Consider the following 13,989-nt stretch of genomic DNA (forward strand, 5'->3'; position numbering starts at 1 on the left):
CTCTTTCACGGCTAAAGGACATACACTTCCGCCTATGGCTATAGCTATTCGGTTCTGTTGATTGTTGTATTCAATCAATACTACAAATTCAAATATAGAGTATCATTCACGAAAATAGGTGAAAGTTTCAACTACGGGCTTTCGTGCTAGATAAATTTTGGTGGAAATTCAAATATGAATTTCCATATTTGATCAGGTGAAAATAGCCGTCAAGTATGGGTGTTCATATTTGAAAGAAAGCTGAAATATTCTAGTATGGAAATAGATAGTAGATAAAATTAGCTTTTTTTCAAGAATGGCTTGTCCAGATTAGATTGTTGCTGCTGTTTGTTATGCTTCTCCCCAGAACTAGATTGCAGGCAATAATATAATGGTGTCGACAGACAAAAACGCGGTTGAGATTTAGGTCTCAACCGCGTTTTCTTCTATATATTATTAATAACGATATTGGTAGTTAGTACCTTGGATGAAGAATTGTGTTTCTTCATAATGGTAGGTGATTTTTGAGTAGTCAAATGGTTTCCCATTGTGCAGGTGGAATATGGACTCCGTGCGCAAGGTTGGATCACCTTCGTTTAATTGTAACTGGTCTGCTTCGTCTGCTTTTAATCTACCTACGCGTAGGAAGTGGTCGCCGTAACCAATTGGGATTTCCAAGTCTTCGGTGATGTAATCAAAGATTGAGGCAGAGGCAATATCTTCACTTAAGTAAGGGATAATGTCTTTGTCAAAGTATGATTCTTCAATACCGAAGGGGCGACCTTCGATGTAGCGAATGCGGACAACGTGATAAACTTTCGTTTTATCGGGTTGTTCGATTTTCAAGTTTTCGATGGCTTCTTCATTTGGTTCCACTAGTTCAAGGGTCAAAATTTTGGATTCAATTTTGAATTGACTTAGGGTGGAATTGAAGCCACCAATATTTAAGAGGTTAATGTAACCTTTCCGGGTATTCCCGCGTACATATACCCCAGAGCCGCGTACTTGATAAATTAAACCTTGTCGCTCAAGGTCGTTTAATGCGGATAGGACTGTATTTTTACTCACATTATAATGATCAACCATTTCTTGGATGCTGGGTAATTTGTCGTCAGCTTCCAGTTCGTGGTCGTGGATGTAGCGAATGAGGTCGCTTGCCACTTCTTCGTATTTTGCCATAATATCATAAACCTTCCCTTTATGTATTTGGTCTATTATAACATGAAAACACTTACAAATACAAATTGTTAGGGTATGCTTTTTGAAGACACCATATAATAAAAGTATCTCAATTTGTTGACTGAGAAGGTGATTTGATTGGCATTTTTGACTAAGAAGCGTATCATTCTTAGTAACAGGTGATGTCATGCACGTAATGGCCACATAAAGGAGTATAGATATGACAGTTTACGATTACAATGTGAAAAATGCAGCCGGTGAACCGGTAGCGATGTCCGAATTTCAAGGTGACTTATTATTGATAGTAAACACGGCGACCAAGTGCGGGTTGGCGCCACAATTGGAAGGTCTTGAGGCCCTTTATCAAAAGTACCAAGACCAAGGTTTTAAGGTGCTTGGTTTTCCGTCTAACTCATTTTTACAGGAGCCAGAGGATGGTAAGGGTGCTGCCCAAGCTTGTGCCATGAAGTTTGGTACGTCTTTCCCCATGTTTGATAAGGTTGCTGTGAATGGTCCAAAAACTGATCCGTTATTTACTTATTTGAAGGATGCTTCAGGTAATGGTGTGGTCAAATGGAATTACACCAAGTTTTTGGTTGATCGCGATGGCAATTTTGTGAAACGCTTTGCCCCAACCACAGAACCAGCTGATATTGAAGAATCTATTCAAGCATATCTTTAATTTGTGAAAAAGACATCCAGTTTCATGCTGGGTGTTTTTTTGTTTGGTCGACTTGTCGCAACCTAAAGTTGATCTAGGCCCTTACAACCTAAAGTTGAGCTCGAAAAAGCAACCCAAATAATACCTTGAAATCTAAGTTTTGCGAACACCTATAGGATTAGCTTGAAATAATATTGAAAAAAACATTTATTCATTTATCGAAATGAATAAATGTGGATATTGATCACTTCAAGGGGCTGTGTGAGCATTTATGAGAAAAAAAGGTTCACAAAACTATCTGTGTGATTCGACTTCAAAAAGGAAATCACACAGCCCTCTGTGTGACGCGAATTTTCTCATTTTGAACACTTCAGCGCCCTGAAGTGTTCAAATAGCGGTTATTTTAAATTTAATAAATACAATCCTCCAAAAGCCGGATAAAATCCTAAATTATCAGTGTAAAATCCACTGAATCACATGTAAAAATCAAAATGAAAAGAGGGCCATGTAGCCCTCTTTACTTATCATCCTGTGAAGTTGAGCTCGGACCTCGCATCCTGAAGTTGAGCTCGAAAAAGCAACCCTCTGCCCACTTCAGATGTATTTGTCGATGACTACCGTCATCGTCGGCATACATCTTCCACTGGTTGAGGGCTAACCGCTTTTTCTCACATCCTGTTTTTAATGGCTCATCATTTCTTGGGCGATTTCGATGCCGCTCATGTTTGATGGGTAGTAGGTTGGCCAATGGTCGACTTCTTCTAGTAGGCTTTCTTGGGATTCGCCACCCCAGTATATATGGTAGTGACCGGTTTGGACGGGGGCGATGTTATGGTCTGAGAATTGGACGTATTTGTATTGGCCAGCATCTGGGTCGGTGCTTTCGAATAGGTAACGGACACCGCGGTTGCCTTTGGCGTAGGTTAGGATTTCATAGCCTACGTATTTGTATTCGTATTTTTGACTTTGACCATCATTTATAAATTCGATGGTATTTCCGTCAATATTGATATTGTCGACATCTGTTTGGTAGCCGGTTGTGTAGTAGTCTTTGTATGCTTCAGCGGTCATGTCGCCTTTGAGTTTGGCTTTGTAGTCAAAGACTTGGTCTAGGGTGCCATCTTCAAGATATGGATACACAGATTGCCATGTGCCGGCATAGTCGGCTAGGCTACGGTCTTTGACGTCAGCATCTTTGAAATAACCGTTGTAGACAGTTTTTTCGGTTTCTTCTGTGGCCGTCGTTTCACTAGCTTCATCATTTTTTGCAGGTAGCTTGGTTGTTAGTTGTAGGGCTTCAAGGTTGTCCTCCATGACTGAGATATAGTTGGCGCCTGCGTTGATGGCGTCCTGAGTCAAGTTTTCTAAAGGATTGAGGACGGCGGTTTGAACCCCGACTTCTTCGGCTAAGGTTTTGGCTAGTTTGTCAGAACTTGCTTCTTCATAGTAGATGTATGAGATGTCGTTCTTTTTCACATAATCGGCTAATTCGGCTAAGCGCTCAGCGGACGGTTCGGCGTGGGGCGTCAGGCCGGCGATACCGATTTGATTTAGGCCGTAGTCGACTGCAAGGTACTTAAAGGCGGTGTGTGCAGTGACGAAATCGGTCCGACTAGCATTGGTTAGGGACTCAGTATAGGCATCGTCTAGGGCTTCAAGTTCATCAATATAGGCGTCGGCGTTGGCTTGGAAGGTGTCAGCCATGTCAGGGTATAATTCCTTTAGCTGGTCAGTGATGGATGCAACTTCCATGATGGCGCGGTGGGGTGAGACCCAAGTATGCGGATCATAGGTATGACTGTGGTCTTCGTGACCTGACCCGCTTTCCGCTTCATTTTCCGCTTCATGATCATGCCCATCTTCTTCACCAGGCAGTAAAACCATGCCTTCGGTCGCTTTGACGACATTGACGTCGTCCTTCAAGCTTGCGGCTGTATCTGCAACCCATGTTTCCATATTTTCGTTGTGGTAAATGAGGGCATCGGCTTCATTAAGTTGCGCGATTGCTCTGGCTGATGGTTCATAATCATGGGCTTCCGTCCCAGCTGGCAATAGTAGTGAGACTTCGGCTGCATCTCCAACGATTTCTTTGGTAAATTCGTAAACCGGGTAGATGGTCGTCGCAATTTGTAATTTCCCGTTGGTGTCGGCAGTATTTTCACTTTGCCCACATGCGGCTAGTAGCGCAAGACTAGCGAAAAGTACGGCACTTGTTTGAATCATTTTCTTCATTCTGCTTACCTCTCTTACGTTTCATTTTGTGATTCGTTAAGAAGTGAAAAGGGTACCCAATAGACCACTAATTGCCTTAGCTAGGGGCAGGGTCTACTTCTTTTGAGTGCAAATCGTAATCGTTACGATTTAACAGAAGCTAATTTATCATGCAGGATTGACTGAGGTCAAGGCTTTTTTACATGAAATATGATTCATACAGTCATATAACCGCAAAATAATCACATTTCTGGTCAATAAGGTTTTAATTTGTATACAAATAAATTATAATAATATTAGAAAAAATTAAGGAGTGAGTTACATGAAGGTGGCAATCGTTCAAACCGCTTTGATTCAAGGTCAAGTGGCTGAAAATATGCAAATAATCCAAGATGCTTTGACCGAGGCGGCTTCGGCGAACCCTGATGTCATTGTCTTGCCCGAGTTGTGGAATACCTCATTTTTACCCGAAAACGTCTATGAAATCGCGGATGTCGACGGTAAAGAAACACGCGCACTGTTAAGTTCTTTTGCGAAAAATAATCACGTGAATATTGTTGGCGGATCTGTGGCGAATATCAGAGAAGACGCCTTATTTAACACGGTGTTTGTCTACGACCGAGATGGCTCAGAAATCGCATCTTATGACAAGGCGCACTTATTCTCACCAGCTGGCGAGGATGATTATTTTGCGGCAGGTAAAGACAGTGTAACTTTCGAATTAGACGGCGTTACTTGTGGCGTGGTGACTTGTTATGATTTACGTTTCCCTGAATGGGTACGTGAATTGGCTTTGGCCGATGCCCAAGTGGTCTTTGTACCAGCGGCTTGGCCAGCAACCCGAAATGTGCATTGGGATATCTTGAACCGTGCGCGTGCTATTGAAAATCAAATGTATGTGGTAGCTGTGAATAGTGTTGGCTTGGTCAATCCGAAAGGTGATGTCTATGGTGGTCACTCTGTGATTATTGATCCATGGGGTTCTTATATTGTTGAGCCAGATGACGATCATGAGATTAAAGTGGGCGAGATTGATTTTGATGTCATTGACGGCATTCGTTCTAAGATTAATGTCTTCAATGACCGCCGTCCGGATATTTACGATATCTAGTGGTTGATGGGTATGCGAATCAATAGTATTTATGCGGAATCTTTTCTATAATAGAATGAAGAATGAATGAGTGGCGTATTTTTGCCATAAGAAAAGGGGAAGCGTAATGACTTTGCATTTGAATATGACTGAGTTTGGGCCTGAGGCTGTGAATGAGCATGGGGATAATTGGGCGTTGGATAAGACGAATGGTTTTTCGCCTTTGAATACGTTTGTGTTATCGGTTGCGGCGTGTTCGTCTGGTGTGTATCGTGATATTTTGGTGAATTCTAAAATTGAACATGAGATTCATGATGTGACGATTGATTTTGATCGTGCTGAAGAGGCGCCAAGACCGGTGACGGCGATTGAGATTACCTTCCACGTGACGGTGCCTGAGGAAGATCGTGGCCGTGCGGAACGTGCGACGAAGATGATTCATAAGTATTGCCCAGTGGTTCAAAGTATTGACCCGAATATCGTTGTGACTGAGACAGTAGTTTTCCAATAGAAGGAGCGTTTATATGGAGTTTGTAACATTAAATAATGGGGTTGAAATGCCCGTTTTAGGTACTGGTACCAACACTTTTGGTAAAGTGAATGGTGATTATTTCGGTGATATCAATGATGATACGACTGAATTACTAGCTGCGATTAAAGCAGGTTACCGTTCAATCGATACTGCGATTGCTTACCGTAATGAATCAGTGGTTGGTAAGGCAATTAAAGAGTCAGGTTTACCACGTGAAGAATTTTTCATCACGTCTAAAATTCCTGGTGACGAAGAGCATTCGGGTACGGCAGAAAAAGTAGAGGCTTCATTAAACGCTTCGCTTGAGGCCCTACAAACTGACTACATCGACTTATACTTAATTCACCACCCTTGGGATGATGAAAATGAAATGTTACAAACTTGGTATGCCTTAGAAAATGCCTACAATGATGGCAAAATCAAGGCTATCGGTGTTTCTAACTTTGATCAAGATCAATTAGATATCATTATCGACAATGCGCGTATCCAACCAATGGTCAACCAAGTGGAATCTCACGTTGGTAACTGGAACGATGAGATTGTTGCTTACAGCTTGGAAAATGATGTTATCCCAACAGCTTGGGGTCCAATGAAGGGTACAGACGACGCAAGCCGTGCAGTTCTAACTGAAATTGGGGACCAATACGGTAAAACTTGGGGACAAGTTGTGTTACGTTACCAAATCGAACGCGGCGTAATTGTGATTCCTAAATCACACAATGCTGGCCGTCAAGCCGATAACTTCAACGTCTTCGACTTTGAATTATCAGATGCAGACAAAGAAAAAATCAAAGCTTTATAATTATTTTGATTGGAAGGTTGGTGCCACGGCACCAACCTTTTTTGATTACTTTGTTTTAGTGATTGCATTTACTTTGAGTCTTTGGCTTGTCGTGTATTGTCCTTTAAAAGCCGTGGCACCGGCGAGATGAAACAATACCAATTTTCTTTGCTAGCAGCTGTCTGCAAGTTTGTATATGTGCATATTAAAATATGCGAAAACTGGAAACTTGAAGCCGGTTTGGTTTCATAAATGAGAAAAAATGCATCGCAGAAAGGTCTGAAGTTTCCTCATTTCCTAAAGCGCGTCGCAAAAGGTCATCAAGTTTCCTAAATGAGAAAAAATGAGTCACAAAAATCCCTGTGGTTTCCATTTTTTGATTATATATAGACATATAAATACAATCCAACATAGACGAGCAATTTCCCCCACAGCAACACCACTATGCAAATTTTTAAATTTCCCCCAGACGACTTAATTTGATCAATAATTTGCTATAATAAATGGACGAATATCTAGAGGAGGATAAGATGCGGATTTTAAAACAATTAACCGAGCGCGTATATTATATGCCCGCGGATGGTGAGATCGATCGACCAGTCTTAGGTTATATCAAGGGTGACAAATTTTCATTGCGTATCGATGCAGGTAACTCAGCATCGCATGTTGCCAACTTTGACCAAGAAGTCGAACGCCTTGGCTTGGTACAACCAGCAGCCACACTCATCACACACTGGCATTGGGACCATACATACGGCATGCATGCCATCAAAACCCCAATCATCGCCAACGAACAAACAAACGCACGACTACAAACGATGTCCACTTGGTCATGGACACCGGATGCTATGGCAGCCCGCCTAGAAACTGGTGAAGAATGTGCTTTTTGCGACGAATACATACGCAAAGAGTATGACGATCCACAAGGACAAATCAAAGTAGTTACCGCTGATGTTACATTTAAGGATAAGCTAACAATAGATTTAGGTGGCATTGAACTTGAGATTTTCCAAGTTACCAACCCACATTCTGAAGACGGCATGATTATCTATATTCCAAGCGAGCGCGTAGCTTTCATCGGTGATACGATCACCGAAGACTTCTACAACAACTCTTATATGGATTGGGAAAAAATGGCTACACTTCGCCAAACACTCAGCCAATTGGACGCCGACTACTACTTGCATGGGCATCTTGAGCCACTATCTTTTGAACAACTAGACGAATTTATGCAACCAAGTTAATTTTTCAGATGGCACGACCATCATTAAGGAGCTAACCATGATTCATAAAACACGCGTAATGCTTTACTCAACGGACGTTGCTGGGGCCAGTGATTTTTGGCTAAACACAGTAGGTGCCGTGTTGATCGAAACGATGGCCCTACCTGAAGGCTTTGAAGCCAAGGTCATCGCGCTAAACGAAACAAACGAGATTGCTATTTTTCCAAAAGAATTTATTGAAAAGTATTCGCCAGAAGTGGCGGATAATGTGCCGTCATTGATGTTTTTTGTGGATGATTTCGATGCTTATTACGACCGAATTCCGACACACGGGGAGATTTTTGACAACGGGGGAACACGTACGTTCAATTTTTCGACACCGGATGGACTATATTTTGTCTTTGCGGAAGCTAAATAAGATTTGAAATGGAGAATAGAATGAAGAATTTGACTAAAGACCTAGTAATTCGCGCATTGATTGCTTTTGTGGGCTGTGTGTTTATTGCAATCGGGATTTCCTTATCGGGTGCTGTAAATATGGGGATGGACCCATTCTCTGCGCTTTGGGTTGCTGTATCGAAGATTATGGGTGTCGGTTTGGGTAACTTGATGCTTGTGGTCAACTTGATTATTTTTGCGGTGATTTTCTTAATTGACCGTTCAAAATTTGGTTTAGGAACCTTTATTAACTGGATTTTTACCGGGTATATGATCCAATTTTTTGGTGACTATTTTATCTCAATTGGCTTAGGGGACGACTATAACTTGTTGGTTCGCGTTGTTTTAACCCTAGTCAGTGTGTCGGTTTTATTATTTGGGGCAGCTTTATACATGTCAGCAGGGCTTGGCATGGCACCACTTGATGCGATTGCGCCAGTGATTGAAGAGAAAACTAAATTATCTTATGTGCAAGGACGTATGATTCATGAGATTTTATGTTTAGTTTTAGCATTCTTCTTAGGTGGACCAGTTGGTTTAATGACTATTTACATGGGCTTCTTCGCGGGACCAATGATTGCCATGTTCCGAGCTAAATTGGCTGAGCCTTTAGTCAAACGTTTGACGGGTGAAACACTTTACCAATAAAATGTAGCGCTAGGTAGGAATTGAGGAGGAGATTTGGGTATGAATTATACAGAAGTCATGACCGAACTTGAAAGCTTAGGAACTGAACGGACCAAGAAACGTTATCTATCCGAAGGGGCGGTCGAACCAGTTTTTGGTGTGGCAACTGGGGCCATGAAACCCATGCGCAAAGTTATCAAAAAAGACCAAGCCTTAGCCGAAGAATTATATGCATCAGGCAACTTTGACGCCATGTATTTTGCGGGTGTGATTGCGGATGCCAATGCCATGACCGAAGCGGATTATGACCGTTGGATGGACCAAGCATACTGCTATATGATTTCAGATTGGATTATCGCCGTTACTCTATCTGAAGCTGATATCGCCCAAGAAGTCGCTGATAAATGGATTGATTCCGGTGAAGAATTGCGCATGTCAGGTGGTTGGTATACCTACTGCTGGCTATTAGGCCGTTTGAAGGACGATAAATTCGACACTGACAAACTGTCTGCCATGTTGGACCGTGTCCAAGCGACCATCCATGACCAGCCAGACCGCGCCAAACATGCCATGAACTACTTCGCCTATACCGTTGGTTTGTCATACGTCGCTTTAAGCGAAAAAGCACAGGCAGTGGCTAAAGCCATTGGTGAGGTAACTGTTGTTCGTGAACACAAAGAGCCTCAAGTTTTGAACGCATATGAAACCTTACAAAAGGATCTAGACAAAGGTCGCCTTGGTTTTAAACGTAAATATGTGAGATGTTAATGATAATAATAAAAAAAAAGCGTGAAATCCTCGCAGATTTCACGCTTTTTTTCGTATATATATTATAGTGCCTTGATAGCCTCATCAATCGCTGTATCACCGTTGACCACTTCGAATTCTTTACCAATCGTAGAATCATTTTCTAAAACGGTAATCAATGTACGGGCAATGTCTTGACGAGAAACGTCATTCATTTGTGGTTGTGGTACGGTAGTGATTTTACCAGTTCCCGGAATATCTTGTAATAAACCAGGGTGAACGATGGTCCAATCAAGGTTGGTACGAGATTTCAACCATTCATCAGCATAAGTTTTACCAGTTGTGTATACTCTGATGTAGTTCTTTTCAATTTCTTCGCGACCAGTTCTGAATGTAGAAACAATGACGAATCGCTTTACACCAGCTGCTTCGGTTGCTTGCATTGTTTTAATGGCACCATCAAGGTTAACCATCATAATAATGTCATCACCAGATCCACCAGCACCAGCTGAGAAAATCACGCTATCGATATCATTATCTTTGATAATTTTTTCAATATCTTCTTGGGTGTGTTTGGTTAAATCTAAGTATACAGTTTGAATACCACGTTCTTCAAAGAATGGTGTTTGGTCCATATTTCTAATGGCTGCGACTTCTTCAATATTGTCATTATCTTTGATTAAATCAGCGAATTGACGAGAAACGCCACCATTTGCACCTACAACTAATACTTTCATGAATGAAAATCTCCTTTCGTTTTGCTTTCCTTACTACAATTCATATTATATAAGTTATTAGATAGGCTTTCAAAGTATTTGCTTGCGGAAAAAATACAATCACAAAAAAGGTTGAAACATTTGCGTGTTTCAACCTTTAGCGAATACTTATAATGCTTTAATTGCTTCGTCAACTGGTGTTTCGCCGTTGACTACTTCAAATTCTTTACCAATGGTGCTGTCATTTTCTAAAACAGCTACTAGGGTACGGGCAACGTCTTGACGAGAAACTTCGAGCGGCTTATCTTGAGGCACGGTCGTAATTTTTCCAGTGCCAGCATCATTGACCAGGATTCCTGGGTGAACGATTGTCCAATCTAGATTGGTACGTGATTTTAACCATTCATCTGCATAAGTTTTGGCAGTAGTGTAAACACGAAGATAGCCTTTTTCAATTTCTTCGCGACCAGTTCTGAAGGTTGAAACAATCACAAAGCGTTTCAAACCGGCAGCTTCGGTTGCTTGCATTGATTTGATGGCACCATCTAAGTCAACCATCATGACGATATCGTCACCAGATCCACCAGCACCAGCTGAGAAAATCACACTATCAATGTTGTTATCTTTAATGATTTTTTCGATATCTTGTTGGGTATGTTTGGTTAAGTCTAGGTAAACGGTTTGAATGCCACGTTCTTCAAAGAAGGGTGCTTGATCCATATTACGAATAGCCGCAACTTCTTCAATATTGTCATGATCTTTTACAAAATCAGCGAAGTGACGAGAAACATTACCATTTGCACCGATGACTAATACTTTCATATATAAAAACTCCTTCTAAAATCCACTACTTTATAACTATATTGTAGAGGTATAAAGTCATAGCTTCAAAGAATTGGCTTATAGAAGCAAAATTGCATATATATGATTGACTTTTCATATAGAAGTTCTATAATAAGTTTATGAATATGAATGAACATTCATATAACTTACGCAAAGTAAGTGACAACTTAAAGGGAGTGTTTCTTATGTCAGACAAAATTGAACATGTACATACGGAAGAACATCATCACCCAGACCATAACCATGAACATCATCATGATCACGATCATGGACATGATACAAAATTAGCCAGTCGCTTATACTTGGCAGGTCTTATCATTTTTATTATTGCATTAATTTTAGGTAACTGGTGACCAATTTTCAGCAATATCCTAATGATTGCTGTTGTATTCTTATCAGGTTACCATGTGTTAGGTGAAGGCTTCGGTGACACTATTCGTGACTCGAAAGCAGCCAAAAAATTTGAACCAAATATTCATTTATTGATGGGATTAGCCGCTTTTGGGGCAATCTTAATAGGCTCATTCTACGAAGCGGCATTATTGATTTTAATTTTTGCTGGTGCCCACTTCTTGGAAGATTATGCTGAAGGGCGATCACGTAAGGAAATCACTGAGTTGATGAACTTAAATCCTACTGAAGCCAATCTTTTGCAAGCTGATGGTACAGTGGTGAAAATAGCAGCCCATGATTTAAAAATTGGTGACCGTGTAAAAGTCCTTAACGGCGGTCAAATCCCAAGTGACGGTATCATCGTTGAAGGGACAACTGTTATCAACGAATCTTCTATTAACGGTGAATCCATGCCTAAGGAAAAAACTGTTGGTGACCCAGTCTTTGGGGCAACTATCAACGGAAATTATGCCATCGTCGTTGAAGTAACCAAAAATCCGGAAGATACTGTTTTCGCAAAAATTTTAACGATGGTGCGTGCGTCACAAGAAAACTTGACACCAGCAGCATCTAAGATCAAAAAAATCGAGCCCGTGTATGTCAAAATCGTGTTGGCCATTTTCCCATTTGTCTTATTATTAGGTCCCTTTGTCTTCGGGTGGACTTGGGGTGAAGCTTGGTACCGTGCCTTGGTATTCTTGATTTCAGCATCACCATGTGCCTGGGCTGCATCTGCCGTGCCAGCAACTTTATCTGGTATTTCAAATCTTGCACGCCACGGTATCTTGTTCAAAGGTGGGGCATTCCTATCAAATTTAGCTGACTTAAAAGCCATTGCTTTTGATAAAACAGGTACCTTAACCAAGGGACAACCAGCCGTAACCGATTATTACTTGGTTGATGGCGTGGATGACCTACAAATCCTACCAGTGGTTGTAGCCATGGAGGAACAAGCCAATCATCCACTTGCGAGTGCCATTTTACGGGAATTCCAACCCTATGTTGCGCCATTGCAAGCTGATATCACAGTTGAAAATACGCTAGGCAAGGGCTTGAGTGCCCATGTCGAAGGCAAAACCTATCAAATTGGAAAGCCGTCCATTTTCACAAATGTAGACACAAATATTACAGCCCAAACTGACGCATTATCTGCAGAGGGCAAAACGCTGGTATATATCGCTGAAAACGGCGCGGTTATCGGCTACATCGCCATGATGGATGAAGCCAATGAAAATGCGAAAGTAGCAATTGACTACCTACATGAAGCCGGCGTCCAAACGATTATGATCACAGGAGACAACGAAGTAACGGCTCAAGCTGTTGGGCAAAAGGTCGGCATTGACCAAGTCATTGCCAATGTCTTGCCAGAGGAAAAAGCCCAAGTGATTACGTCTTTATAATCAACATATGGTGACGTTGGTATGACTGGTGACGGGGTCAACGATGCACCTGCTTTGGCTCAAGCAGACATCGGATTTGCTATGGGCGATGGGACTGACGTGGCGATTGAAGTTGCGGATGTCGTGGTTATGGACAATGACTTGTCTAAATTGGCCTACGCTCACCAAATGTCAAAACGATTGAATGCGATTATTTGGCAAAATATGGCTTTCTCAATGTTAGTTGTTGCAATTTTAGTCATCTTAAACTTTATGGGTATTTCCAATATTACCTTTGGGGTCTTCTTCCATGAGGGTTCTACGATTTTAGTTATTTTGAATGGTTTGCGACTTTTGCGCGATAGAAAATAATGCACAAGCTGGAGTCTTCTGCCTTGCATGAGGTGTGGGTAACGTATATACTTGGAACAGTTACAAAAAGTAAGTGTAACAATTAGGTATATAAATTTTACACATGAGGAGTTTTTATAAATGAAAATTACAGTAGTCGGCGCAACAGGTATGGCTGGTAGCGAAATCGTTAAAGAAGCATTGTCTCGCGGACATGAAGTAACAGCAATCGCTCGTAACGAAGAAAAATTAGCAGCTTTAGGTACTGCAGACAACTTAACTGTTGTGGCAAAAGATGCTTTTGACTTAACAAAAGAAGAATTGGCAACTGCTGATGTAGTGGTACATGCACTTTCTATGGCACCAGACAAAGCTTATTTACAAACTGATTTAGCTGCACGTTGGGTATCATACTTCCGTGAAACTGAATCTCCACGTTTGTTCTTTATCTTAGGTGCAGGTTCATTGGTAACTGGCGAAGATAAACACTTTGTGATTGAAGACATCCGTCCATTACCAGATTCTGATGCTTGGATCGCTATTCCTCAAAACCAATTCTATGAATTAAACTTCTTACGTGATGTTCATAATGTTGACTGGGTAGGGGTTTCTCCTGGATTTATCTTCCAACCTGGTGACAAAGAAGAATACATCCTTGGTGAAGACGAATTATTATTCTCTGAAAACGGCGAATCTGTCACAGATGCTCGTGCAATGGGTATCGCTATTGTTGACGAAATCGAAAACCGTAAATTCGTAAATACTCGTTTCCACGTAGTAAATAAATAAATTAAGTATGTAAAAAGCGTTGGCTGAGTATAGTGGACCCAAAAAGTTAG

At 41.3% G+C, this 13,989-nt stretch carries 13 protein-coding genes and 1 pseudogene; 10 read left to right on the plus strand and 4 right to left on the minus strand.

Going from position 1 to position 13,989, the window contains the following annotated elements; translation table 11 throughout:
• Positions 1-435: 435 nt before the first annotated feature.
• Positions 436-1,158 carry a GntR family transcriptional regulator gene (locus EF384_RS03105; RefSeq protein ID WP_123779531.1) on the minus strand — a complete coding sequence of 241 codons (723 nt, stop codon included), beginning with the start codon at positions 1,156-1,158 and terminating at the stop codon, positions 436-438.
• Positions 1,159-1,378: 220 nt separating this feature from the next.
• Between EF384_RS03105 and EF384_RS03110 the strand changes: the two genes are divergently transcribed.
• The gene (locus tag EF384_RS03110; protein WP_123779532.1) at positions 1,379-1,840 is read left to right on the plus strand and encodes a glutathione peroxidase; all 462 of its coding nucleotides are present in this window, start codon (positions 1,379-1,381) and stop codon (positions 1,838-1,840) included.
• A 660-nt stretch (positions 1,841-2,500) separates the two neighbouring features.
• On the opposite strand, the gene EF384_RS03115 is transcribed toward EF384_RS03110, so the two are convergent.
• Entirely contained in the window at positions 2,501-4,051 is a 1,551-nt protein-coding gene (locus tag EF384_RS03115) for a metal ABC transporter solute-binding protein, Zn/Mn family (RefSeq protein WP_123779533.1), read from the minus strand.
• A 301-nt stretch (positions 4,052-4,352) separates the two neighbouring features.
• Between EF384_RS03115 and EF384_RS03120 the strand changes: the two genes are divergently transcribed.
• From EF384_RS03120 to EF384_RS03150, 7 genes are all read left to right on the plus strand, one after another.
• On the plus strand, positions 4,353-5,141 hold the full coding sequence (locus EF384_RS03120) for a carbon-nitrogen family hydrolase (protein ID WP_123779534.1): 789 nt from the start codon (positions 4,353-4,355) through the stop codon (positions 5,139-5,141).
• A gap of 106 nt (positions 5,142-5,247) precedes the next feature.
• A complete protein-coding gene (locus EF384_RS03125; protein WP_123779535.1) occupies positions 5,248-5,631 on the plus strand; it encodes an OsmC family protein in 384 nt (127 codons plus the stop codon).
• 13 nt (positions 5,632-5,644) lie between these two features.
• Complete coding sequence (locus tag EF384_RS03130) at positions 5,645-6,454, plus strand: aldo/keto reductase (RefSeq protein ID WP_123779536.1); 810 nt, start codon at positions 5,645-5,647, stop codon at positions 6,452-6,454.
• Between the two features lie 509 nt (positions 6,455-6,963).
• Positions 6,964-7,677, plus strand: a complete 714-nt coding sequence (locus EF384_RS03135) for an MBL fold metallo-hydrolase (RefSeq protein WP_123779537.1) — start codon at positions 6,964-6,966, stop codon at positions 7,675-7,677.
• Positions 7,678-7,714: 37 nt separating this feature from the next.
• Positions 7,715-8,074, plus strand: coding sequence for a VOC family protein (locus tag EF384_RS03140; protein WP_123779538.1), 360 nt, complete (start codon positions 7,715-7,717; stop codon positions 8,072-8,074).
• A gap of 20 nt (positions 8,075-8,094) precedes the next feature.
• A complete protein-coding gene (locus tag EF384_RS03145) occupies positions 8,095-8,742 on the plus strand; it encodes a YczE/YyaS/YitT family protein (RefSeq protein WP_123779539.1) in 648 nt (215 codons plus the stop codon).
• 39 nt (positions 8,743-8,781) lie between these two features.
• Complete coding sequence (locus tag EF384_RS03150) at positions 8,782-9,489, plus strand: DNA alkylation repair protein (RefSeq protein ID WP_123779540.1); 708 nt, start codon at positions 8,782-8,784, stop codon at positions 9,487-9,489.
• A 62-nt stretch (positions 9,490-9,551) separates the two neighbouring features.
• Here the strand turns inward: EF384_RS03150 and EF384_RS03155 are convergent, their stop codons facing one another.
• Both EF384_RS03155 and EF384_RS03160 read right to left on the minus strand, forming a co-directional pair.
• Positions 9,552-10,205, minus strand: a complete 654-nt coding sequence (locus EF384_RS03155) for an SDR family oxidoreductase (protein WP_123779541.1) — start codon at positions 10,203-10,205, stop codon at positions 9,552-9,554.
• A gap of 147 nt (positions 10,206-10,352) precedes the next feature.
• The gene (locus EF384_RS03160) at positions 10,353-11,006 is read right to left on the minus strand and encodes an SDR family oxidoreductase (RefSeq protein WP_123779542.1); all 654 of its coding nucleotides are present in this window, start codon (positions 11,004-11,006) and stop codon (positions 10,353-10,355) included.
• Between the two features lie 206 nt (positions 11,007-11,212).
• On the opposite strand from EF384_RS03160, the pseudogene EF384_RS03165 reads away from it, so the two are divergent.
• Positions 11,213-13,171, plus strand: a pseudogene (locus EF384_RS03165) (heavy metal translocating P-type ATPase).
• A 120-nt stretch (positions 13,172-13,291) separates the two neighbouring features.
• Complete coding sequence (locus EF384_RS03170) at positions 13,292-13,939, plus strand: NAD(P)-dependent oxidoreductase (RefSeq protein WP_123779543.1); 648 nt, start codon at positions 13,292-13,294, stop codon at positions 13,937-13,939.
• The last annotated feature ends 50 nt before the right edge of the window (positions 13,940-13,989 follow it).

Source organism: Aerococcus agrisoli (assembly GCF_003797145.1).
Taxonomy (GTDB): Bacteria; Bacillota; Bacilli; order Lactobacillales; family Aerococcaceae; genus Aerococcus; species Aerococcus agrisoli.

Excerpts from the sequence above, each read along its gene's own strand:
- EF384_RS03105 (WP_123779531.1), bottom strand. The coding sequence starts at position 1,158 with ATGGCAAAATACGAAGAAGTGGCAAGCGACCTCATTCGCTACATCCAC.
- EF384_RS03110 (WP_123779532.1), top strand. The coding sequence starts at position 1,379 with ATGACAGTTTACGATTACAATGTGAAAAATGCAGCCGGTGAACCGGTA.
- EF384_RS03115 (WP_123779533.1), bottom strand. The coding sequence starts at position 4,051 with ATGAAGAAAATGATTCAAACAAGTGCCGTACTTTTCGCTAGTCTTGCG.
- EF384_RS03120 (WP_123779534.1), top strand. The coding sequence starts at position 4,353 with ATGAAGGTGGCAATCGTTCAAACCGCTTTGATTCAAGGTCAAGTGGCT.
- EF384_RS03125 (WP_123779535.1), top strand. The coding sequence starts at position 5,248 with ATGACTTTGCATTTGAATATGACTGAGTTTGGGCCTGAGGCTGTGAAT.
- EF384_RS03130 (WP_123779536.1), top strand. The coding sequence starts at position 5,645 with ATGGAGTTTGTAACATTAAATAATGGGGTTGAAATGCCCGTTTTAGGT.
- EF384_RS03135 (WP_123779537.1), top strand. The coding sequence starts at position 6,964 with ATGCGGATTTTAAAACAATTAACCGAGCGCGTATATTATATGCCCGCG.
- EF384_RS03140 (WP_123779538.1), top strand. The coding sequence starts at position 7,715 with ATGATTCATAAAACACGCGTAATGCTTTACTCAACGGACGTTGCTGGG.
- EF384_RS03145 (WP_123779539.1), top strand. The coding sequence starts at position 8,095 with ATGAAGAATTTGACTAAAGACCTAGTAATTCGCGCATTGATTGCTTTT.
- EF384_RS03150 (WP_123779540.1), top strand. The coding sequence starts at position 8,782 with ATGAATTATACAGAAGTCATGACCGAACTTGAAAGCTTAGGAACTGAA.
- EF384_RS03155 (WP_123779541.1), bottom strand. The coding sequence starts at position 10,205 with ATGAAAGTATTAGTTGTAGGTGCAAATGGTGGCGTTTCTCGTCAATTC.
- EF384_RS03160 (WP_123779542.1), bottom strand. The coding sequence starts at position 11,006 with ATGAAAGTATTAGTCATCGGTGCAAATGGTAATGTTTCTCGTCACTTC.
- EF384_RS03170 (WP_123779543.1), top strand. The coding sequence starts at position 13,292 with ATGAAAATTACAGTAGTCGGCGCAACAGGTATGGCTGGTAGCGAAATC.